This window comes from Chryseobacterium sp. SIMBA_038, assembly GCF_046535115.1.
Taxonomy (GTDB): domain Bacteria; phylum Bacteroidota; class Bacteroidia; order Flavobacteriales; family Weeksellaceae; genus Chryseobacterium.
In genome coordinates this window covers 998,181-1,019,202 of sequence record NZ_JAWRXH010000001.1, presented here as the reverse complement: position 1 = coordinate 1,019,202, position 21,022 = coordinate 998,181, and the positions used below count along the sequence as shown (strand labels likewise).

Genomic DNA, 21,022 nt, shown 5'->3' with positions numbered 1-21,022 from the left:
CGTCAGAATGACAAACTATACGTTCAGTCTTCGCTGAGTGAAACGCCCTTGCGAACGAAAAATATTCTCAATCATTAAAAAAATCGTTGCGCTCTTTGCGTTAAAATAAAACACTAAAAACACAAATTCTTTGCACAATTTTCACAAATCCTTATTAGTGTTATTCGTGAAAAATATTAGTGATGATTTGTGTTTAAATAAAAACAAAAAACAACTTTAAAAAATAAAATATCATGGCTAAATTAAATCCGTATTTAAATTTTGATGGGAAAGCAGAAGAAGCTTTCACTTTTTACAAATCTGTTTTCGGTGGAGAATTTCTAGGTGAAATTCATAAAATGGGAAACGCTCCCGGAACTGAAAATTTATCAGACGAAGAAAAGAACAGAGTAATGCACATCGCGCTTCCGGTTGGTGGAGATTTGTTGATGGCATCGGACATTGTTCCAAGTTTTGGACAAAAACTGAATGTTGGAAACAATAATTATGTGTCAATTTTCCCTGAATCTAAAGAGGAAGCTGACAGACTTTTCAAAGGACTTTCAGAAGGCGGAAATGTAGAAATGCCAATTGAAGATCAGTTTTGGGGAGACTATTTTGGCAGCTTTCAGGATAAATTCGGTGTTCATTGGATGGTGAACTATAATGCAGAATACACAAAATAATCTTATATTTAAACTAAATTACAAAAGGGCTGCTAAACTTTAGCCGCCCTTTCAATACATCATTAAAAAATACAATTTATGGAACCTATTAAGATTGATATTACGATTTTAGAACCTGTTCAGAAGGTTTGGGATTATTATAACGGTCCAAAACATATCACCAAATGGAATTTTGCTCACGAATCTTGGCAATGCCCAAGTGCTGAAAATGATTTAAGAGTTGGTGGAAAATTCAAAAGCAGAATGGAAGCAAAAGACGGAAGTTTTGGGTTTGATTTTGAAGGAATTTATGATGAAGTAATTCCAAATGAGAGAATAAAATACCATTTGGAAGATGGACGAAATGTAGACATCGTTTTTGATAAAATTGATGAAAATACAACGAAAGTTAAGATAAACTTCGAACCTGAAAAGCAAAACTCTGTGGAAATGCAAAGAGACGGCTGGTATGCTATCCTGAATAATTTTCACAAATATGTTGAAAACAATTAAATAACTTTTGAGCATCATGATAAACTTGATAATAATGGCGAAATGTTTAAGCTCTATTTGTATGGTTAATCATGTTGTGGAAGGAGATTTTTTACGAGGTATTATTGCAATGCCCGCAAGAAGAGCTTTGGAAAAAGAGAAAATAAATTCTTTAGAAAAACTATCAGATTATTCTGAAAAAGAAATTATGCAATTGCATGGTTTCGGAAAAAATGCGATGGAAAAACTTAAAATTTATATGAAAGAAAATCATGTTTCTTTTAAAAACTGAATATTTTAAACACTAATAACGCTAATTTTTTCACAAATAATTCAATATAATGAATAGTAAAAATTGGTGTAAATGATTTGTGTTATTTGTGTTTTCTTAAAATCAACCCTAAATTTAAAACTATATGAACAACGATATTTTCCCATGCCTTTGGTATGACGGAGACGCAAAAGAATCAGCAGAATTTTACTGTAATATATTTGGAGGAAAGATTACAGCAGACACTCCTGTTGTGATGAATATTGATCTTTTTGGTCAAAAAATAATGCTTTTGAACGGTGGTCCTCAGTTTAAGAAAAATGCTTCAGTCTCGTTCATGGTGATCTGTGAAACGGAAGATGAAGTTCAAAAATACTGGGATCAGTTAATGGATGGTGGAATAGCTTTGATGGCTTTAGATTCCTATTCATGGAGCAAAAAATATGGTTGGCTTAAAGATAAATATGATGTTACCTGGCAGATATTTTTAGGTGAAAAACAAGCTGAAGAGAAAATTATTCCGACTTTAATGTTTATTCATGAAAATAATGGAAAAGCGGAGGAAGCCATGGAACTATATACAAATACTTTCCCAAACTCTAAAATTGGAAATATTCTAAGATATGGAGATGGGAGCGAAGGTCACCCGAGTCCGGAACCTGCGAAAAATATTCAACACGCTCATTTTGAAATTGATGGTTATAGTTTCTTCTGTATGGATAATTCTTACGATCATCAATTCGATTTCAATGAAGGAATTTCAATGGTTGTAATGACCGATGATCAGGAACAAACAGATAAATACTGGAATACGTTGACGTCTGATGGAGGTAGAGAAAGTATGTGCGGTTGGTTGAAAGATAAGTATGGTTTTAGCTGGCAGATTGTTCCAAAAAAGTTGATCCAATTGATGAGCGATCCTGATCAGGCTAAAGCTCAAAAAGTAGTTCAAGCTATGATGAGAATGCAGAAAATTATCATTAAAGATTTGGAAGAAGCTTATAATTCTTAAAGATATTTTGATTTATTATTTAACGTGAAACATAAAATTTAAGATCATGAATAATAATATTTTTCCATGTTTTCTCTACGAGAAAGACGCAAAAAAAGCAGCCGATTTTTATTGTAAAGTATTTGATGCAAAAATTCTTGTGGAAACAGAATTTGTTGTTGATCTTGATATTTTCGGACAAAAATTAATGCTTCTAAATGGTCCTAAAGTTGAAAAAAACGCATCAGTTTCTTTCCTGGTTAATTGTGAATCTGAAGATGAGGTTCAGAAGTATTGGGATCAGTTAATGGATGGCGGAACGGTTCTGATGGATTTAAATTCTTATCCATGGAGCGAAAAATATGGCTGGATTAGTGATAAATATGGCGTTTCGTGGCAAATGATATTACGTGAAAAAGCTATTGAGCAAAAAATAATTCCAACGTTGATGTTCGTAAATAAAAACAATGGAAAAGCAATGGAGGCCATGGAATTTTACGCCAAAGTTTTCCCAAACTCCAAGATTGAAGGTATTTTAAAGTATAAAGATGGAGGTTCAGCGAATGAAAATCCTGAAAATATTCAGCACGCTCATTTTGTCATTAATGACTACACTTTAGCCTGTATGGATTCTTCTTATGACCATAAATTTGATTTCAACGAAGGATATTCTTTGGTTGTGATGACCGATGATCAGGAAGAAACAGATTATTTTTGGAATGATCTTACAGCAGATGGAGGTGAAGAAAGCGTATGCGGATGGTTGAAAGATAAATACGGTTTCAGTTGGCAGATTACTCCGAAAAGACTGATTCAACTAATCAACGATCCAGATAAAGAAAAAGCTCAGAAAGTTATGCAGGAGATGATGAAGATGAAGAAAATTATTCTAAAAGATATAGAAGAAGCTTATAATTCTTAAACTTTTTTTCGGCTTGTTGTTTGATATTGTTTAGGGAAAAGATTTGCTTATGAAGACACAGAACAAGTCAAGATCTAAATCAAAAGTCCCTAAAGATGGGCTATTTCCTGAAATTATTCGTGAGAACTATTTAGGAAGTAAAAAACTTCTTAACAAAAAAGCGATAATTTCTGGAGGTGACAGTGGAATCGGGCAGGCAGTTGCAGTTCATTTTGCACGAGAAGGAGCAGATGTTGCGATTATTTATAAAGAAAGCGACAAAGATGCCAAGGAAACTCAAAAACTGGTAGAAAAAGAAGGAGGAAAGTGTATCTTACTTAAAGGTGATATTGCTAAAAAAGCATTCAAGACCAAATGTTTAGAGAAGATTAAAAAAGATTGGAAAACTCTCGATATTCTGGTTAATAATGCCGGAATTCAATTTCCCGAAAATAGTATTGAAAAGATTTCTGACGAACAGATTCAGGAAACTTTTAATGTGAATATTATTTCGATGATTGCCTTAACCAGAGATTTTTTATCATTAATGAAAAGTGGGGGAAGAATCATCTGTACAACCTCTGTTACAGCATATCGTGGAAGTGATCATTTGATTGATTATTCGGCTACGAAAGGCGCTATTGCTACTTTCATACGATCATTGGCAACGAATCTTGCAGAGAAAAAAATTCTGGTTAATGGAGTTGCTCCAGGCCCGATTTGGACGCCTTTGGTAAAAGAAACTTTCGATGATTTATCAACTTTTGGAAAAGATAATCCATTGAAAAGAGCAGGTCAGCCCTCAGAAGTGGCTCCAGCTTATGTTTTTTTGGCCTCGGAAGATTCAAGTTTTATTACTGGAGAGATTATTCATATTAATGGTGGAGATTTTGTGGGAGGATAAAATTAATTCAGAAAGTAAGACGGTATTTTGTATAATTAAAAAAATAAATGAAATAGCTTAAAATAATGGAAAAATTATCATTTGAAATTGAAATAAATGCATCACCCGAAAAAGTATGGGACGTACTTTGGAGCGAAATCACCTACAGACAATGGACGACAGCTTTTACCGAAGGCTCATTTTATCAGGGAACTTTAGAAGAGGGAAGTATCGTGAAATTTTTTGATCCGAATAACAACGGAATGTACAGTCAGGTTGAAAAAAATATCCCTCATCAAGAAATGAAATTCTTACATCTTGGAGAAATTTATGATGGAATTGAAGTCCCAAAAGATTGGGGAGAAGCAACAGAAGCTTATATTTTAGAAGAAAATGAAGATGGGACAAAATTGAAAAGTGAAATTCAGACACCTACAGAATTTAAAGGATTTTTTGAAGATAAATTTCCAAAAGCTTTGGGAATTGTGAAAAATCTTTCGGAGAATCAACTTTAGTTTTAAACATAAATTTCACAAATAGCACAAATAATTGAATGCTATATTTGTGTTATTCGTGTTTAAAAATCCGTGTCATTAGTGTTTAATCAAAATCAAATCACAAAAATCAAAAATATGGAAACATTATCATACGAAACAGTAATCAATGCCCCGAAACAAAAAGTTTGGGACGTTCTTTGGAACCCGGAAACTTATGGTCAGTGGACACAATTTTTCAATCCTAATTCTCAATCTCAAATGAAATCTGATTGGAAAGTAGGAGGGAAAACCTATTTTCTGGACATGAATAATGAAGGTATGGTTTCTACAATCGACAGTTTAGAAGAACCTAATCAGATTGTTTTTAAGCATTTAGGAATGGTTGACAAAAACGGAGTAGAAGACACCGAAAGTATGGAAGTCAAGCAATGGAGCGGCTGTTTTGAAAAATATATTCTCATTGATTTTGATGGTAAAACAAAACTTCATGCAGAAGTTCAAATTGAAAAAGAGTGGCAGGATCACATCAACAACGGTTTTATAAAAGGTTTGGAAATTGTGAAGAATCTTGCTGAAGGCAATTAATTATGAATTAAATAGTTTCTTACACAGATTACACGAATTTGCACAGATGTTTGCGTTACATTTATACAATTAAAGAAATATGCGCAACCATCTGTGCAAATCTGTGTAATCTGTGGGAATCAAAATAAAAAAACATGAAACTATTAACAATCCTTTTCGCGACGTTCATTCTAGCTTTGATAGGAACAAAACTCTATCAGGGAGATTGGAATTTCTTATTTTCAGGAAACTTGGGAATGGCAGTTTTCATTATTTTCACGGGATTTGCTCATTTTAAATTTCAAAAAGGAATGGCGATGATGATCCCAGATTTTATTCCTGCAAAAATGTTTTTGGTTTATTTTACCGGAATTATTGAAATCGCGGCCGGAATTGGATTAATGATTCCGTCGATTCGAGAAATAACCGCAATTTTATTAATAATTTTCTTGGTTTTAGTTTTCTTGGCGAATATTAATTCATCACAGAAAAAAGTGAACCTTTTCAAAGGAGATTATTCAGGTCCCGGAATGAATTATCTTTATAAAGAAAGACTTCCGATGCAGATTATTTTAATCGCCTGGACTTGGTATTTCGGGATTTATTTACATTAAAATTTAAAAATCAGTATAAATGGACGGATTGCAGTTTGCTTTCCGTTTTTTTATTTATTTTCACAAAATAGCGAATTGTTTGTAACATTTTACCCTATTTAAATGTCTTATAAAGAAGCATCAATTTTTTAATTGAAGTGAATTAAAATTCCAAAACCAAATCAAAATATGAGTTATGAATCTGAATTCTAAAATTTTAACCACCGCTCACATTGTAATATCTGCGATTATGATCAATGCACAAAGTACATCGGCAAAGCTGCCGGGCGATCCTACATTAGTCTCTTCCAAGGGTACTTTAGACAAACTTATCTCTTATGATAAAGGGAATTTTAAATATAAAGTTGAAGATTATTTTGCAAGGCCAAAAGCTTCTCAATTTAAACTTTCGCCGGACGGACAATACCTTTCTTATAAGGAAAAAGATAAAGACATGAAAAATCATGTTTATGTAAAAGATTTAAAAACAGGAAAAGTTACCAAAGCTCTTGAAGAAAAAGATGACTTGATTAAAAGTTATGGCTGGCTAAACAAAAAACGACTGTTTTATACTCAGGATAAAGGCGGAAATGAAAACCTTCATTTATACGCTGCCGATGTAGACGGTAAAAACCTTAAAGATCTTACCCCTTTTGATGGGGTGAAAATTGGTTCTGCAAACATTATAAAGGACACTGATTTCGCTGTTGTTACGATGAATAAAAACAATAAGCAGATTTTTGAACCATTTAAAATCAATTTCGTTACAGGAGAAATGACTCAATTATTTGAGAATAAAGATCCTAAAAACCCGATTGACGATTATCTTTTTGATAAAGAAGGAAATTTAAGAGGGTATACTGTTCTTGAAAACGGTTTGACAACAAAAACCTATTATAAAGATCTGCAGACAGGTAAATTTAATCTTCTTAAATCAATAGATTGGAAAGATACATTCAGTATCATGAGATTTAATGATAATTCGAAAAACAAAGACGAGGCGTATGTTGTAACGAATTTGGATAGTGATAAATCGAGAATTGTTCTGTATGATTTAAAGAAAAATACAGTAATTAAAGAAGTTTATTCTAATCCTACATTTGATGTAAGTTCAGTTAGTGTTGCAGGAAAAAACAGAAATTACGAGCTTGATTATATCAGTTATAACGGAATTAAAAATGAAACGATTCCTGTAAGCAATTTTTATAAAGAAGTTGATGCTAAATTAAAATCTGAATTTGGAGACAAGCAATTTTATGTAGTTTCTTCTGATGATAATGATTCTAAGCTGTTAGTGGTTGTTGACAGCGATAAATTATACGGAAAATATTACGAATACGATACTAAAACAAAAAATGTAAAACTCCTTCTCGACCTGATGCCTCAATTAAAAGAAGAGGATATGGCTGAAATGAGACCAATTGAATTCAAAAGCAGAGACGGCTTGACAATCCATGGCTACATCACATTGCCAAAAGCTGCGGTGGAGGGCAAAAAAGTTCCTTTGATTGTAAATCCTCACGGTGGTCCGCAAGGAATCAGAGATAGTTGGGGGTTCAATCCTGAGACGCAATTGTTTGCGAGTAGAGGTTATGCGACTTTGCAGGTTAATTTCAGAATTTCAGGAGGTTATGGAAAAGAATTTCAAAATTCCGGATACAAACAAATCGGTAGAAAAGCAATGGATGACGTGGAAGACGGAGTAAAATATGCGATTGAACAAGGTTGGGTTGATAAAGATAAGGTTGCCATTTACGGTGGAAGCCACGGAGGTTATGCTACTTTGATGGGATTAATTAAAACTCCGGATTTATATTCTTGTGGAGTTGATTATGTTGGCGTTTCAAATATTTTTACATTCTTCGATTCATTTCCTGAATACTGGAAGCCTTACAAAGAAATGGTAAAACAAATCTGGTACGATCTTGATAACCCTGAAGAAGCGAAAATAGCTAAAGAAGTTTCACCTGTTTTTCAGATTGATAAGATCAAAAAACCACTATTTGTTGTTCAGGGAGCGAATGATCCAAGAGTGAACATCAATGAATCAGATCAAATTGTAAAAGCATTAAGAAACAAAGGTTTTGAAGTTCCCTACATGGTAAAATACGATGAAGGTCACGGATTCGGAAAAGAAAAAAACAGGATTGAATTATATCAATCGATGTTAGGTTTCTTTGCTGAAAACTTTAATAAATAAGACATTCAAATTTTTATAATTAAAAGAAACGGAGGGTAATTTTACTTTCCGTTTTTTGTTTTAAACACGAATATCACTAATGATTTTCACAAATGACACGATGAATTATTTGTGACATTAGTGTAAAGATTTGTGTTATTAGTGTTTATTTAAACTCAGTGACTACAAAATAAAAATAATTAAAACCCCGATAAACAAAAGAAAACCCAAATTTCAGAAAAAATATTTTAAATTTATTAAAGTAAAACAAAAAGATCGATCGTCATAGCAATATGGAGATTGTCGAAAAAATAACAATGCCGCAAAAAGAGAAAGAAAGTATCATCTCACAAACCGTTTCAAAGTACGGAGGAAAGCTGATGTCTTACATTCGTCCCAAAGTGAAAAATACGGAAGATGCGGAAGATATTTTGCAAGAGGTTTGGTATCAGTTCAGTAGCATTACGAATCTTTCCGAGATTGTAAATGTTGGTGGATGGTTGTACAGAGTAACAGCCAATAAGATCACGGACAAATACCGTAAAAAGAAGACCGAGAATCTTGAAGATTTTGTATATGAAGATGAAGACGGAAGTTTTTCAATAAAAGATATTCTTTTGCTGGATGAAAGTGCGGGACCGGAAGTGAAAATGTTTCAGGATGAAATTTGGAAAAAACTTTTTGAAGCGTTGGATGAACTTCCCGAAAAACAAAGATTGGTTTATGTTGAAAATGAGTTAAACGACAAAACCCTTCAGGAAATAGCTGATGAACAAGGCGAAAATATTAAAACAATTATCAGTCGAAAAAACTATGCTGTGAAGCATCTGAGAAACAGATTGAGAAAATTATACGAAGATTTAAATAGTTAGTAAAAAGAAAGTTATGAATCATAATAAACACAAAAAAGGCTGGATTTTTTTATTCTTATGTCCGCCATTAATCTTACTGGGAGTTACATGGATCGTCATGTCTCTTTGGAATTGTCTGCTTCCTGATATTTTAGGAGTGAAATCGATTACTTATTGGCAGGCAATGGGAATTTTGATCTTAAGTAAAATACTTTTCGGAGGTTTCCATTTTGGAAAAGGAATGAGAGATTTTAAAGAGAAAAAAATGATGCGAGACAGAATGATGAGTTTATCTCCCGAAGAAAGAGAAAAATTCAAAGAAGTTTGGAAAGACAGATGCTCAGGCGGATTCTTTAACCGAAATAACAGAACAAACGAATAATAAAAATTTTAGAAGTAGTAAAGTAAAATTGAAACTTATTCGTCTATATAAAAAACAAGAAGTAGTAAAATTTAAAATTTTGAAAAAATGAAAAATTCAGTGTTAAAAGGAGCTCTAGGAGCATTAGCCGTTGTAGGTGTAGCATTAATTGCTAAAAAAATGGCAGACAGAAAAAGATTTGTAAAAGGTATTTTTAACGAATACGGAATCAAGGAAAGATCTCCATTCGGTCTTGCAGATAAGATCAGAGAAATGGATGAAGAACAATATCAGGAACTGAAAGGGAAATTCAAAAAAGAATTCGCTTCAAGATGCCACCACAGAAGATTTGAAAGAAAAGAAGACATTGCGGAAGCATAATAATAGAAAGTAACTAAATTGAAATTGTTTAATTTCGGCGCGGGAAGCAGAGCTTCCCGCGCCGAAATATTTTCATATAATCACGAGGAGCGAAGCGAATTGGCAATCTCAAAAAATATTCTCAATCATGTAAAACTTCCAGCCTCCCTCTTCCTTCTTCTCTCTTTTTTAGAAGCTATTTCCCGCTCTCCGCACTCGCTATTTCCTGGGTTTCGGCGGCGGCAAAGCCGCCGCCGAAACCCAGGAAATGAGCTCAAACAAATGCTACGATCGGGGCTAGGGTATTTGCCGTTCTTTTCAACCTTCACTATCACCACAAAGTTTGTTATTCCGCAGGAATCTCACCAAAGATTTTACAAAATAATTCCGAAAAAAATAAGACTAGATTCCACTAAATGGATATTGTAACCTTCCAACCTTCGCTGAGTGAAACGCCTTTGCGAACGAAAAATATCCTCAATCATTTCAAAAAAATCTTTGCGACCTTCGCGTTAAAAAGAGATTGCTTCGCTTTGCTCGCAATGACAAATTCCTTATTTTTGCATAGCTGTACATGAAAGATTACTACTATTTTCTCGGTATTTCACAGGATGCTTCAGAAGAAGACATCAAAAAAGTGTATAGAAAACTCTCCATAAAATACCACCCGGATAAAAATGATAACGACGATTTCTTTTCGGATCGTTTTCGTGAAATTCAGGAAGCTTATGAAACGTTGAGTGATAAAAGCAGGAGATATGCGTATGACCAGAATTTAGAAAGTCATCAGAAAAGTTTCAGATATAATATTCCGCCTGCAATTAAGACTTTTACAGCGAATAAAATTCATGCGAAAAAAGGAGAGGAGATTATTATCAATTGGCAGACAAGCAATGCTGATGTCGTTAAAATTCTACCTTTTGGATTAGAAAAACCTTACGGAGAAAGAATTTTTAAAATAACTGAATTCAAAGATGGTAAATTTCAGCTTTTGCTTCATGTAACGAATTCACTTTTACATAAAACTGTAGTTCAGGCCATCACGATCACAGAAGTTTTTGAAAATGATGCGGAAAAATTCAGAGACAAAGCGGAAGACTTATTCAAGTCGCAACCGAGAACAGTTACGAATCGTCATGGTCAGCCCAAAATTATAAGAATAATTGGGGCGATAATAGTATTAGCAGTTGCTATCTATTTTTTAATAAAAAGTTTTAGCTAAACTAAGCCATTTTTTTTCTTCCAGGGCACTTTTTACATCTTTTTCCTTTCTTAAATTTTTTGCAACAAGATTTCTTTTCGCAAAACATATCTTCATTATTGAAAGCAAATGCTGGAGTTAAAGCCGGAACTTTAAACGGGACAATCATATTCATGTTGCAAATATATTAATTTAGAATAAATATAGATAATAAATTTTCATAAATTATATAAGTGCTGATTAATAACAGTTTATCCCGCTTAAAATGTCCTGTTTATTTTAAAAGTTTAACGCAATTGATGACTGAATTCGCCATGCTTCAGCTTTTTGATCTTGAAAATTCCTTACTCTTCCATAATTTCCTTCCACACCCATTCTCAGTTTTTTTAGAGGTTGAAAAACCAGATTAAGTCCGATATTCTGAAAGTTCTTCGCCAGATCTTTTGGAACAAAATCTTTATTACCAACTTTTGAATAACTTACATAAGCAACCGAAGACCATTCCGGATTCCACCAATGTTCGTACATTCCGACAACATTGAAAAGTGGGAGAGTTTCTAATAAATTTCTGTTGGCGGGATTAGGCACGGCATCATATTTTTCACCATTCAGATCACTGTTATTGGTTGCGTATCCGCTTCCATAAGAAGTTTGAAATCTGAAACTGTTCAGGTCGTTAATATAACGTCTTGCCGATATAATGGCACCCCAGCCAATCATGGTTTTGGTTTGATAGGCATCATCTAAGGAATATCTTATATCATAACTTATAGGAGAAATAAGTGCTCCCATTTTTACATAATCTTTCTCATCTCCATAACGGTACATTGCCGTAAAAGTGGGAATAACTGCTCTTTTTTTCCAGTTTAAAGAATCTATTGGTAATGAAATACTTGGCGTATTTGGATCTTCCAATGAGAAGGACAGATTTTCTTTTGGCGAAATTTTGGTAGAATAACGAACCTGCATTCTTCGGTTGAATAGTAATCCATCAGGGCCGATAAAATCAAAAATATTAGGAAAAATGTCAGGATCGGAAAAGTTACTCCATGTTTGTCCGGCAATCCATTTTTTCCATTTGATGTAGCCTTGTCGGAATCTTGGAGCGGTTGTTCCGTTGGGGCCATACAGATCAACTTCTACATATGCAGAAAAATTATCGTCGCCTTTGGGATTTCTTTGTTTAATTCCCAATCCGATTTGCGACTGTTTTACACTGAAATTACTGCTTGCAATATTACGTTGAGGAACTGTGATAGACTGCGCTGCAAAACCCTCTATCGATTTCATATCCTGAAAATCTACAGTGTAATCTGTCTGAACAAAGCCTTTAAGATACAATTCCCATTCGTTTTGATCTTCGGCTTTACTTTTTGTAAGTGTGATTTGCGCACGAGTTTTGATGTTGAATATTAGGATAATACTCAATGAGGCCGTAAGCCTTTTTGTTGTTTTTTTCATTTGTTTGTGTTTAAAAGCTGTCTTATTTACTTATGTTTTCATCTTTATTTAATTTTAATTGGTTACTATTTTTTAGAATAAATTTTTCACATCTTTTTGGTTTGTTTAAAATAATTTCAACTGAATTAACTGTTGCTTTTTTATTTTGTATTTATTTGATTAGTAATATTTTAAATGATAAAAAACGAAACTACGAAATTAATTTTTAAAGAGTTTTGTTTAAAATATCTACCAATTGATGAAATATTGAGTAAATATTTTTTAGATATTAATAATTGTTTTTAAAAATTAATATTGAATTATTAATAATTTAAAATAAAATCCATAAGAATGATAGATGAAAACTAAATTGAATTTTAATCAAAAAAATATCCGAAAGTCATTAGTTTTAAAAACGATAGAGATCAATCTTTGCTATTTCAATAATTTTAGAGTGTTGTGCAATCCTGTAAAAAATTGTAATTTTACCCATCTTTTTACAAACAAAATCTAATATAAAAAATGAATACAGAACAGTTTGTCAGCCGTCACATTTCCTTAAATGAAGCCGATAAAGAGGCGATGTTGGAAAGAGTTGGCGTTTCAAGTATCGAAGAGTTAATTTCTCAAACCATCCCTTCTTCTATCCGTTTAGAAAAAGATCTTGAAATCTCAGAACCGCTTTCAGAATACGAAATGCTTATCCATTCTAAGGAATTGGCATCGAAGAATACTGATTATACAAGCTATATTGGTTTTGGATATCACAATACATTGTTGCCATCGGCTATTCAAAGGAATATTTTTGAAAACCCGAGCTGGTACACAGCTTACACACCTTATCAGGCGGAGATCGCTCAGGGTAGATTGGAGGCTTTGCTGAACTATCAGACTGTTGTATGCGATCTTACAGGTTTTGCATTGGCAAATGCTTCATTATTAGATGAATCTACAGCTGCTGCAGAAGCAATGCACATGTTCTTTAATAACAGAACGAAAGATCAGAAAAAAGGAGGAGCCAACAAATTCTTCGTTTCCGACCTTGTTTTACCTCAAACAGTTTCAGTTTTAAAAACTAAAGCTGAAGGTTTAGCAATCGAGATCGTTGAAGGTGACCACAAAACGCACCAATTTGACGAATCTTATTACGGAGTTTTATTACAATATCCAGGTAAAAATGGTGTTGTTCTAGATTACACAGAAAACATTGTTGAATACAAAAAATTAGACTTACAGGTTGTTGTAGCTTGTGATCCTATGGCTTTGGTTAAACTAAAATCACCTGCTTCTATGGGAGCTGACTGTGCGGTTGGTACTTCACAGAGATTTGGTATTCCATTAGGTTATGGAGGTCCTCACGCAGCATTTTTCTCTTGTAAGGAAGATTATAAAAGAGATATTCCGGGAAGAATTATCGGGGTTTCTCAGGATATGTACGGAAAACGTGCATTGAGAATGGCTTTACAGACTAGAGAACAGCATATTAAGAGAGAAAGAGCGACTTCAAATATTTGTACTGCTCAGGTTCTTTTAGCTGTAATGGCTGGAATGTACGCTGTTTATCACGGTCCGAAAGGATTAAACTATATCGCTGACCAGATCCACTTTAAAGCAAACGCTTTGAAAAACGGTCTTAAAGCATTAGGATATGAAGCTGTTGAAGAGCCAATCTTTGATACGGTAAAAATCTTATTAAATGAAGATGAGAAAGGAAGGTTAATGAGAATGATGCTTGATCACAGACTTAACTTAAACTATTTCACAGAAGGTGTTGTAAGTGTTGCTATCAACGAAAGTACTACATTGGACAAATTAAATGTTCTAATGGCTTCTTTCGCTCAGTTTAAAGATAAGCAGACTTTCAAATTAGAAATAAAAGAAGGATACAGCATTCCTGAGGAGAATTTAAGAAAAGACGAAATTCTTACAGAAAGCGTATTCAACAAATACCATACTGAAACGGAATTGATGCGTTACATCAAACGTTTGGAAAGAAAAGATTTATCATTAACACATTCAATGATTTCTCTAGGTTCTTGTACAATGAAACTGAACGCTGCTACTCAAATGTTACCACTTTCTTGGGATAACTGGGGAGCTGTTCACCCATTTGTACCGGTAGATCAAGCTGGAGGTTATCAGGAAATGATCAGAGAATTGGAGAAAGATTTAGCTGAAATCACTGGTTTCGCAGGAACTTCTCTTCAGCCAAACTCTGGAGCTCAGGGTGAGTATGCAGGATTAATGGTAATCAGAGAATATCACATTTCAAGAGGCGAAGGTCACAGAAATGTAGTATTAATTCCTCAGTCTGCACACGGAACAAACCCGGCTTCTGCAGCAATGGCAGGAATGAAAATCGTTGTTGTTAAAAATCTTGAAAGCGGAGAAATTGATTTCGAAGACTTAAAAGCTAAAACAGAACAACATTCTGAAAACCTATCTTGTGTAATGATCACGTATCCGTCAACTTACGGATTCTTTGACGCAAACATTAAAGAAATTACAAGCTTGATTCACCAACATGGCGGACAAGTATATATGGACGGTGCTAACATGAACGCTCAGGTTGGATTCACAAGTCCAGGAAACATCGGAGCAGACGTTTGTCACTTAAATCTTCACAAAACTTTCGCAATTCCTCACGGAGGTGGAGGTCCTGGAGTTGGTCCGATCTGTGTTGCTAAACATTTGGTTCCTTTCTTACCTACCAACGCAAACATCAGAATCGGAGCTAAAGATGCTATTGAAGGGATTTCTGCAGCGCCTTACGGTTCTGGATTGATCTTAAATATTTCTTACGCTTACATCAAGATGTTAGGAACTTCAGGATTGAAAAAAGCAACTGAACACGCAATCTTAAATGCTAATTATTTAAAAGAAATTTTAGCTGAACATTTCCCTATTTTATATTCAAATACAGAAGGTAGAGTAGCGCACGAGTGTATCGTAGATTTCAGACAGTTCAAAACGTTAGGAATTGAAGTTGCTGATGTTGCGAAAAGATTGATGGATTATGGTTTCCATGCTCCAACAGTTTCTTTCCCGGTTGCAGGAACATTGATGATTGAGCCGACTGAATCTGAAAGTAAGTCTGAAATTGACCGTTTTGCAGAGGCTTTAATCGCTATCAAACATGAAATTGATGAGATAGCTAACGGTGAAGCTGATCAGGCGAACAACGTATTGAAAAACGCTCCTCACACTGAACAACTGGTTATCTCTGATTCTTGGGATAAACCATACAGCAGAGAAAAGGCAGCATATCCGCTAGAGTGGGTGAGAGATCACAAATTCTTTGCTTCTGTTTCAAGAGTTGATGAAGCTTACGGAGACAGAAACTTAGTTTGTACTTGTGAGCCGATTGAAGCTTATATGTAATTAAAAGTTTTAGATATAAATAAAACCCTTTTCAGAATTGAGAAGGGTTTTATTATTTTTTGCCTAATGATTAATTAGCAATATAATAAAAATAATTATCTATGATTTTATCTGATTTCATTATTTCAAATAATAAATGATCTTCTTCCATTTGATTTTTTGGATTAAAATAAAAGCCGTAAGAATTATCCGTAAAACCATCTACTAAGTAAAAGATTCCTTTTGAAGTTTTAACTGCAGAGTATATATTCAACTCATTTAATATAGCTAAAATTTGATTTTGTTGTTTTGAAAATTTCAAATTATTCTCAATCTTAATTTCAGGCGAAATAGGATAAGGGGAACCTTTGGGGATGATATAACTCCAATAGAGATTATTTTCTTTAAATATATTATCAACTCTTTGAATTGTTTTTTGATTAAGAAAAATCTTGTCAGAAGATTTTAGAATCAGATTAGATAAATCATTAAAATTTTTATTATTAAGCTTAAAATAATCACTTAATTTGTTCTGATTTTGAATGCCTTCCTCCAAAAATTTATTTGCCTTATCCATACCTTCTTCTTGAGATAATCCATATTTGTTTGAAAAAGAGCCCCAGATAAAATTAGGAATCTGACTTGAAGAATAAACGGAATCTAGTGCCTTTACTTCTTTTACTACTAAAGGTCGCATATCCCATTTTGAAAAAGGTTTGGAATTAATAAGATAAACTTCTAGTGATGTAGCTTGCTGATCGGTGATTTTGTTTAAATATTCAAATATTTCTAGATCAAATTTTCTTTCAGTGTTTTTTTGTCCTAAAGTTATTATTGAGATGAAGATTAAGAATAAAGCGATATAATTTCTCATAGATCGGGAGTTATTGTAGAAGTTTAACTATTTCCATATGATTTTTCTCCTTCGCCATGTCCAAAGCGGTCTTACCTTCTTTATTTTTAATTGTTAAATCAGGCTTAAATTTGAGCAAGAATTTTACGGTTTCCAAATTTCCTCCTTGGGCACAATACATTATTGGAGTTTCATTATCTTTATCAATATTGTTAATATTTGCACCTTTTTGGATAAGATATTCTGCAATATTTATATAACCTTTTCCAATAGCACTTGCAAATGGTGTTGCAAGATCGGTTGCTTTTGTATCGACTATCGCCTTATTTTCTGCCAAAAGTTTCACAACTTCCATCTTATTATTTCTTGTAGCAAATCGTAGAGCCGACCATCCGTTTACATCCTGAAAATTTGGATTTGCATTATTTTTTAAAAGTAACTCAACAATTTTTGTATATCCTTCCTGAGCTGCAAGATTCAGCGGTGTTGCTGTTGACTCCAAAGGTAAATTCACATCAGCACCTTTATTGATAAGAAGTTCAACTATTTTTAAGTTGCCTGTACCCACTGCAGAGTATAAAGGTGTAATACCTTCTTTTGATTTTTGATTAATATCTTCTCCTTTATCTAATAGTTTATTTATTTTTTCAACATCTTGATCCTTAATGACATTAAAAATTTTTTGTGAATAGACGGAACTAAATGTAAATAATGATAAAGCAATGAAGAAACTTTTAGTTTTCATAGGTTTAGTTTTGTTAGAGTTAAAATTTTAAACAGCCAAATATAAAAACAAAATCTTTTAATCAATAAAATTTAGGATTAAAAACTTCCTTTCTGTTTACTAAAATAGAGTCAAAATTTACTTTTTTGAATGAATCATCTCTATTATAAAACTCGAATTTATATTTATAGATTTCAATGATTTTTTCTTTAGTTTCTTCATCTTTTTTTTGAAGATATTTATCACATAAACAAAGGGCTAATTTTCGCAATGCAGACTCATACTCCCATTGATTTGGAATAGCTTCATAATTAATTTTCCTTTCTTTTTCTTCATCATGAAGAGGATAATTGATCTTGCAATTTTTAAAACTTACCTCACCTGTGTATTTTTGAGAACAGGAAATTAAAACGATTAATAAAGCTAAAGTAAAGGAAACTTTCATAGATAATATGGATGTGAGATATATTTAATTGATTAAATTTTGGCTCTCAAAATGGAAGTCTAATTTTTATTCTTCATTTATTTTTTTAGCAATGCTATCAATAAAGTTTTGATTTTGAATATAATAAACAAGATTTCCAAAACAAAAAGCAATAATAGGCATCCATTTTGCGATATGATTAATATTGCTGAATAAATAAAAAAGTATAGGTGAGGAAATAATGAATATAAGATTATAAGTTAGCATTTTAGCACTGTAACCTAAGTTTTTAGTTTCTTCATTATAGATAAATTCTCCTTTATCGATATAAGCCAAAAAATCAAAATTACCTCTTGCTCTAAAAAGTCCTTCATTAAAAACTATACTGTTTTCGTTAATGATGATATCTTTAACATTTTTTTGATTTAAAGAGTTAACAATCTCATCGAAAACTTGTTTCTTAGTTTTTTCTACTCTAATAGTTCGGTTGAACTGATAATTAAAAGGGAACATATTTGTGTTGTGTTTTTATTTTAAACTACTTTTTCTTCTTCCAACTTCTCAATCAACCTCCCTTTCACCACCGTAAAAGCATAATCCTTCGCCTCCGCAAAAGAAACCTCATATTTCCTATCAATATATCTCAAATTCTCAGGAAACTTCGACAATAAATTATCATAAAAACTGTCCAAAAATTCCTTAGAAGGCATTTCATAATTAATTTTCAATTGAAAACGTCGTAAAATTGCAGTATCAATAATTTCAGGATGATTCGTGGCGCACAGTAAAAGCGCATTTTCAGGATAATAATCAATCAACTGAATCAAAGTATTCACAAGTCTTCTCATTTCGCCCACATCTTTATCGTCACTGCCTCGTGCTTTCCCGATCTGATCCAATTCATCAAGAAAAAGAACGGATCTTTCGCGACCCGCTTTGTCGAATATCATTTTAATATTCTGAGAAGTTTCTCCGATTCGGGACGAAACAATATTGCTGAGATTTAAGATCATGATATTTTTACCCAGCGCATTGGCGATCGCTTTTGCGGTCATTGTCTTTCCACAGCCCGAACTTCCCTGAAGCAGAACTTTATTATTAACAGGAAGCCCGTATTCCTGAAGTTCTTTGATGTAGGTATGCTCCTTGATGAGCTGTGCAAACTGTTCCTTATTAGATTGATCAAGGAATACGTCATTAAGCGTTATTTCTTCTTTGTCCTGAATAATAAGGTCGTACAGATTCATGATAGCAGATGATTTTTTATAAATTCTCTGCAAAGATAAAACTTTCAGTTGTGGGAAAAAGAAAAGCCGAACATTACGCTCGGCTTGACTAAAAAAATATAATTAAAAATTTTGTTGCGTTGAAATAGGTTTTCGCTTTATGTTTTGTCTGCCCTTTTACTCGGGTTGAGTAAAAGAGCGCGCGATCCGAAATACAGATCAAAAACATAAATAACCAATGTGTAAAAGTTTTCTAGAGGCTATATCTCTTTAGAAAGCTTTAATTAGTTTTTCTCTTCTCTTCTTGCTGTTACGAAATAAGAAGCGAATACTATTAAACATGTTGCGATTCCGATGTAAGTTACCATTTTTTGTTTTATTTATAATTAATTAGAGTTTTATTGCTTATTTTTCAATTGCAATATTACTACTTTCAAACTGTATGCCAAAACAAATAATACTGATGTTTATCAGTGAGTTATGGTGTTGTATTCTTAATTTTTGCTACATATTTGTTTACATTAATTTAATATATTATAAAAGATTTTTGCCTATATTTATTGTCTTATTCGTAAAATTTTATCAATCTGATAATCGTTTTACGTCTTGTATTTAAGAGTTGATAATACAAAACAAAAGAAATGGTGTGCATAATATTGTCTTAATTAATGTTTAAAAGCATGAATTTTTTTCCTAAAAAGAGTTTTCATGTTAAGGAGATTTATTATTTATTCTAAAAAGTGTGAATTTTGTACGTGAATTTTTGTCAGTTTCTGTGCATAAAATGACAGTGACAATTCTGCCGAAAAAAAATAACTGTCAATTTTTGCTACTTTTGTAGATTAAGTTTAAAATTATGGGACGCAGTTATATCTATCTTATTTTAGCAATTGTTTTTGAAATTATTGCAACAACTTTTCTGAAAAAATCCGAGGAATTTTCAAAATTGCTCCCTTCAATAGTTACGGTAATAGGATATTCGGCGGCGTTTTATTTTTTAAGTGTGACGCTTCGTCAAATACCGGTTGGGATCACGTATGCGATCTGGTCGGGTGTTGGGATCATATTTATTACGATCATCGGTATTGTGGCTTTTAAACAAATTCCGGATCTTCCTGCCATCATCGGAATTGCTCTGATTGTGATTGGAGTGATAGTTATTAATATTTTCTCAAAAATGGGAGCGCATTAAATTTATTTTAATGTGTTTTTGGGATGTTCTGCTATGTGTCGAGCTATTTTAAAAGATCTAGAATGATAAATATCAGATAATAAAGCTCCTTCAGAAGCATACATGATTTCTTTTCTATTTAATCGTTTTATTTTTGAATTATTTTCTATAAAAAATTTAAGTATAAAAGGTGTGCTTTTAAATTCTATGGCTCGATCAGAAACTTGAAATTGAATATAAAAATTTACAAAATACTGGTTTTTGTAAAGAGATTTTTTAAGAATTAAAATAGAGTTATCTTGGAAATGATATTCCTTTTGAGTTTCAATTACATTATTAAAATCTACTACATTTTTAAAGTAATCAATAATGATATCTTTATCAATCGGAATTATTGTTCCTATTTTATATTTCGGAATTTCACGCATTATATCTCTTTCACCTGTTCAATCAATTCCAGTCTTTTCACAATACTTTCTTTTGGTAAAATAGTTCCCGGCGATAAAACAGCATTAGCTCCAATCCTCGAATCATCCCCAACCAACGCTCCGAATTTTTGACTATTGGTTTTAATAATTTCAGAATTAAAAAGTACCGAGATCGTTTTATCTTTTCTTTCATTATAATGATTGGCGCAGATAGATCCCGCTTCAAAATTGATGCGGTTTCCGATGATGCTGTTCCCAATATAATTAAAGTGGGCAACGGCTGTATCATTAAAAATAATGCTTTGCTTGATCTCACTTCCCGGCCCAATTTTCACATTTTCTGCAATATAAATCGGACCTCTTAAATAAGCATTGGCACCTATGAAAGAATTTCTACCAATAATGATTTTTCCTTTAAAAATTACATTCTGCTCAACAACAGCAGTTTTATGAATGGCAGTTTCTCCTGAAATTATAAAATCATCACCCAAATGTTTAAATTTTTCATCCAAAATTGTCTCCAGATCATCAATAATTTTCCATGGTTGAAGGCTTTCGTTTGAATCAAAATCCGAGAAATTTTCAATAAAATTGGTAATGCTGATCAT

At 32.8% G+C, this 21,022-nt stretch carries 24 protein-coding genes; 16 read left to right on the top strand and 8 right to left on the bottom strand.

Annotation, left to right across the window (positions count from 1 at the left end; all coding sequences use genetic code 11):
* Positions 1–233 precede the first annotated feature (233 nt).
* The 14 genes from SB689_RS04620 to SB689_RS04555 all read left to right on the top strand — a co-directional run bounded on the left by SB689_RS04620 (position 234) and on the right by SB689_RS04555 (position 10,809).
* Positions 234–665, top strand: coding sequence for a VOC family protein (locus SB689_RS04620; protein WP_410690991.1), 432 nt, complete (start codon positions 234–236; stop codon positions 663–665).
* Positions 666–743: 78 nt separating this feature from the next.
* A complete protein-coding gene (locus tag SB689_RS04615; protein WP_410690990.1) occupies positions 744–1,157 on the top strand; it encodes an SRPBCC family protein in 414 nt (137 codons plus the stop codon).
* A 34-nt stretch (positions 1,158–1,191) separates the two neighbouring features.
* The gene (locus SB689_RS04610; protein ID WP_410690988.1) at positions 1,192–1,428 is read left to right on the top strand and encodes a hypothetical protein; all 237 of its coding nucleotides are present in this window, start codon (positions 1,192–1,194) and stop codon (positions 1,426–1,428) included.
* A gap of 124 nt (positions 1,429–1,552) precedes the next feature.
* The gene (locus tag SB689_RS04605) at positions 1,553–2,419 is read left to right on the top strand and encodes a VOC family protein (RefSeq protein WP_410690986.1); all 867 of its coding nucleotides are present in this window, start codon (positions 1,553–1,555) and stop codon (positions 2,417–2,419) included.
* 46 nt (positions 2,420–2,465) lie between these two features.
* Positions 2,466–3,320, top strand: coding sequence for a VOC family protein (locus SB689_RS04600; RefSeq protein WP_410690984.1), 855 nt, complete (start codon positions 2,466–2,468; stop codon positions 3,318–3,320).
* Between the two features lie 49 nt (positions 3,321–3,369).
* Positions 3,370–4,203, top strand: coding sequence for an SDR family oxidoreductase (locus SB689_RS04595; protein WP_410690982.1), 834 nt, complete (start codon positions 3,370–3,372; stop codon positions 4,201–4,203).
* 65 nt (positions 4,204–4,268) lie between these two features.
* Positions 4,269–4,697, top strand: coding sequence for an SRPBCC domain-containing protein (locus tag SB689_RS04590; protein ID WP_410690980.1), 429 nt, complete (start codon positions 4,269–4,271; stop codon positions 4,695–4,697).
* 117 nt (positions 4,698–4,814) lie between these two features.
* The gene (locus SB689_RS04585) at positions 4,815–5,264 is read left to right on the top strand and encodes an SRPBCC family protein (RefSeq protein ID WP_410690978.1); all 450 of its coding nucleotides are present in this window, start codon (positions 4,815–4,817) and stop codon (positions 5,262–5,264) included.
* A 134-nt stretch (positions 5,265–5,398) separates the two neighbouring features.
* A complete protein-coding gene (locus SB689_RS04580) occupies positions 5,399–5,857 on the top strand; it encodes a hypothetical protein (RefSeq protein WP_410690976.1) in 459 nt (152 codons plus the stop codon).
* A gap of 175 nt (positions 5,858–6,032) precedes the next feature.
* Positions 6,033–8,036, top strand: coding sequence for a prolyl oligopeptidase family serine peptidase (locus SB689_RS04575; protein ID WP_410690974.1), 2,004 nt, complete (start codon positions 6,033–6,035; stop codon positions 8,034–8,036).
* A 296-nt stretch (positions 8,037–8,332) separates the two neighbouring features.
* Positions 8,333–8,887, top strand: a complete 555-nt coding sequence (locus SB689_RS04570) for an RNA polymerase sigma factor (protein ID WP_228394307.1) — start codon at positions 8,333–8,335, stop codon at positions 8,885–8,887.
* Between the two features lie 13 nt (positions 8,888–8,900).
* Positions 8,901–9,248: a hypothetical protein gene (locus SB689_RS04565; protein WP_410690972.1), complete on the top strand. Its 348-nt coding sequence runs from the start codon at positions 8,901–8,903 to the stop codon at positions 9,246–9,248.
* A gap of 87 nt (positions 9,249–9,335) precedes the next feature.
* Positions 9,336–9,608, top strand: coding sequence for a hypothetical protein (locus SB689_RS04560; protein ID WP_410690971.1), 273 nt, complete (start codon positions 9,336–9,338; stop codon positions 9,606–9,608).
* Between the two features lie 553 nt (positions 9,609–10,161).
* Positions 10,162–10,809, top strand: a complete 648-nt coding sequence (locus tag SB689_RS04555) for a DnaJ domain-containing protein (protein ID WP_410690970.1) — start codon at positions 10,162–10,164, stop codon at positions 10,807–10,809.
* Between the two features lie 258 nt (positions 10,810–11,067).
* Here the strand turns inward: SB689_RS04555 and SB689_RS04550 are convergent, their stop codons facing one another.
* A complete protein-coding gene (locus SB689_RS04550) occupies positions 11,068–12,249 on the bottom strand; it encodes a DcaP family trimeric outer membrane transporter (RefSeq protein ID WP_410690969.1) in 1,182 nt (393 codons plus the stop codon).
* A 501-nt stretch (positions 12,250–12,750) separates the two neighbouring features.
* On the opposite strand from SB689_RS04550, the gene gcvP reads away from it, so the two are divergent.
* Positions 12,751–15,609 (top strand): aminomethyl-transferring glycine dehydrogenase, encoded by a 2,859-nt coding sequence (gene gcvP / locus SB689_RS04545; RefSeq protein ID WP_410690968.1) that lies wholly within the window; start codon positions 12,751–12,753, stop codon positions 15,607–15,609.
* A gap of 70 nt (positions 15,610–15,679) precedes the next feature.
* Here gcvP and SB689_RS04540 read toward each other — a convergent pair whose 3' ends face one another.
* The 5 genes from SB689_RS04540 to SB689_RS04520 form a co-directional block, all read right to left on the bottom strand.
* Complete coding sequence (locus tag SB689_RS04540; protein ID WP_410690967.1) at positions 15,680–16,462, bottom strand: hypothetical protein; 783 nt, start codon at positions 16,460–16,462, stop codon at positions 15,680–15,682.
* Positions 16,463–16,472: 10 nt separating this feature from the next.
* Positions 16,473–17,186: an ankyrin repeat domain-containing protein gene (locus SB689_RS04535; protein WP_410690966.1), complete on the bottom strand. Its 714-nt coding sequence runs from the start codon at positions 17,184–17,186 to the stop codon at positions 16,473–16,475.
* A 61-nt stretch (positions 17,187–17,247) separates the two neighbouring features.
* A complete protein-coding gene (locus tag SB689_RS04530; RefSeq protein ID WP_410690965.1) occupies positions 17,248–17,610 on the bottom strand; it encodes a hypothetical protein in 363 nt (120 codons plus the stop codon).
* A 66-nt stretch (positions 17,611–17,676) separates the two neighbouring features.
* A complete protein-coding gene (locus SB689_RS04525) occupies positions 17,677–18,102 on the bottom strand; it encodes a hypothetical protein (protein WP_410690964.1) in 426 nt (141 codons plus the stop codon).
* A gap of 20 nt (positions 18,103–18,122) precedes the next feature.
* Positions 18,123–18,836 (bottom strand): AAA family ATPase, encoded by a 714-nt coding sequence (locus SB689_RS04520; RefSeq protein ID WP_410690963.1) that lies wholly within the window; start codon positions 18,834–18,836, stop codon positions 18,123–18,125.
* Between the two features lie 835 nt (positions 18,837–19,671).
* Between SB689_RS04520 and SB689_RS04515 the strand changes: the two genes are divergently transcribed.
* Complete coding sequence (locus SB689_RS04515) at positions 19,672–20,007, top strand: DMT family transporter (protein WP_410690962.1); 336 nt, start codon at positions 19,672–19,674, stop codon at positions 20,005–20,007.
* A gap of 2 nt (positions 20,008–20,009) precedes the next feature.
* Here SB689_RS04515 and SB689_RS04510 read toward each other — a convergent pair whose 3' ends face one another.
* Complete coding sequence (locus tag SB689_RS04510; RefSeq protein ID WP_410690961.1) at positions 20,010–20,414, bottom strand: hypothetical protein; 405 nt, start codon at positions 20,412–20,414, stop codon at positions 20,010–20,012.
* Positions 20,414–21,022: a DapH/DapD/GlmU-related protein gene (locus SB689_RS04505; RefSeq protein ID WP_410690960.1), complete on the bottom strand. Its 609-nt coding sequence runs from the start codon at positions 21,020–21,022 to the stop codon at positions 20,414–20,416. The genes SB689_RS04510 and SB689_RS04505 overlap by 1 nt, the downstream gene beginning before the upstream one ends.

Coding starts and splice junctions, on each gene's coding strand:
- SB689_RS04620 (WP_410690991.1), top strand. CDS start 234: ATGGCTAAATTAAATCCGTATTTAAATTTTGATGGGAAAGCAGAAGAA.
- SB689_RS04615 (WP_410690990.1), top strand. CDS start 744: ATGGAACCTATTAAGATTGATATTACGATTTTAGAACCTGTTCAGAAG.
- SB689_RS04610 (WP_410690988.1), top strand. CDS start 1,192: ATGGCGAAATGTTTAAGCTCTATTTGTATGGTTAATCATGTTGTGGAA.
- SB689_RS04605 (WP_410690986.1), top strand. CDS start 1,553: ATGAACAACGATATTTTCCCATGCCTTTGGTATGACGGAGACGCAAAA.
- SB689_RS04600 (WP_410690984.1), top strand. CDS start 2,466: ATGAATAATAATATTTTTCCATGTTTTCTCTACGAGAAAGACGCAAAA.
- SB689_RS04595 (WP_410690982.1), top strand. CDS start 3,370: ATGAAGACACAGAACAAGTCAAGATCTAAATCAAAAGTCCCTAAAGAT.
- SB689_RS04590 (WP_410690980.1), top strand. CDS start 4,269: ATGGAAAAATTATCATTTGAAATTGAAATAAATGCATCACCCGAAAAA.
- SB689_RS04585 (WP_410690978.1), top strand. CDS start 4,815: ATGGAAACATTATCATACGAAACAGTAATCAATGCCCCGAAACAAAAA.
- SB689_RS04580 (WP_410690976.1), top strand. CDS start 5,399: ATGAAACTATTAACAATCCTTTTCGCGACGTTCATTCTAGCTTTGATA.
- SB689_RS04575 (WP_410690974.1), top strand. CDS start 6,033: ATGAATCTGAATTCTAAAATTTTAACCACCGCTCACATTGTAATATCT.
- SB689_RS04570 (WP_228394307.1), top strand. CDS start 8,333: ATGCCGCAAAAAGAGAAAGAAAGTATCATCTCACAAACCGTTTCAAAG.
- SB689_RS04565 (WP_410690972.1), top strand. CDS start 8,901: ATGAATCATAATAAACACAAAAAAGGCTGGATTTTTTTATTCTTATGT.
- SB689_RS04560 (WP_410690971.1), top strand. CDS start 9,336: ATGAAAAATTCAGTGTTAAAAGGAGCTCTAGGAGCATTAGCCGTTGTA.
- SB689_RS04555 (WP_410690970.1), top strand. CDS start 10,162: ATGAAAGATTACTACTATTTTCTCGGTATTTCACAGGATGCTTCAGAA.
- SB689_RS04550 (WP_410690969.1), bottom strand. CDS start 12,249: ATGAAAAAAACAACAAAAAGGCTTACGGCCTCATTGAGTATTATCCTA.
- gcvP (WP_410690968.1), top strand. CDS start 12,751: ATGAATACAGAACAGTTTGTCAGCCGTCACATTTCCTTAAATGAAGCC.
- SB689_RS04540 (WP_410690967.1), bottom strand. CDS start 16,462: ATGAGAAATTATATCGCTTTATTCTTAATCTTCATCTCAATAATAACT.
- SB689_RS04535 (WP_410690966.1), bottom strand. CDS start 17,186: ATGAAAACTAAAAGTTTCTTCATTGCTTTATCATTATTTACATTTAGT.
- SB689_RS04530 (WP_410690965.1), bottom strand. CDS start 17,610: ATGAAAGTTTCCTTTACTTTAGCTTTATTAATCGTTTTAATTTCCTGT.
- SB689_RS04525 (WP_410690964.1), bottom strand. CDS start 18,102: ATGTTCCCTTTTAATTATCAGTTCAACCGAACTATTAGAGTAGAAAAA.
- SB689_RS04520 (WP_410690963.1), bottom strand. CDS start 18,836: ATGAATCTGTACGACCTTATTATTCAGGACAAAGAAGAAATAACGCTT.
- SB689_RS04515 (WP_410690962.1), top strand. CDS start 19,672: ATGGGACGCAGTTATATCTATCTTATTTTAGCAATTGTTTTTGAAATT.
- SB689_RS04510 (WP_410690961.1), bottom strand. CDS start 20,414: ATGCGTGAAATTCCGAAATATAAAATAGGAACAATAATTCCGATTGAT.
- SB689_RS04505 (WP_410690960.1), bottom strand. CDS start 21,022: ATGATCAGCATTACCAATTTTATTGAAAATTTCTCGGATTTTGATTCA.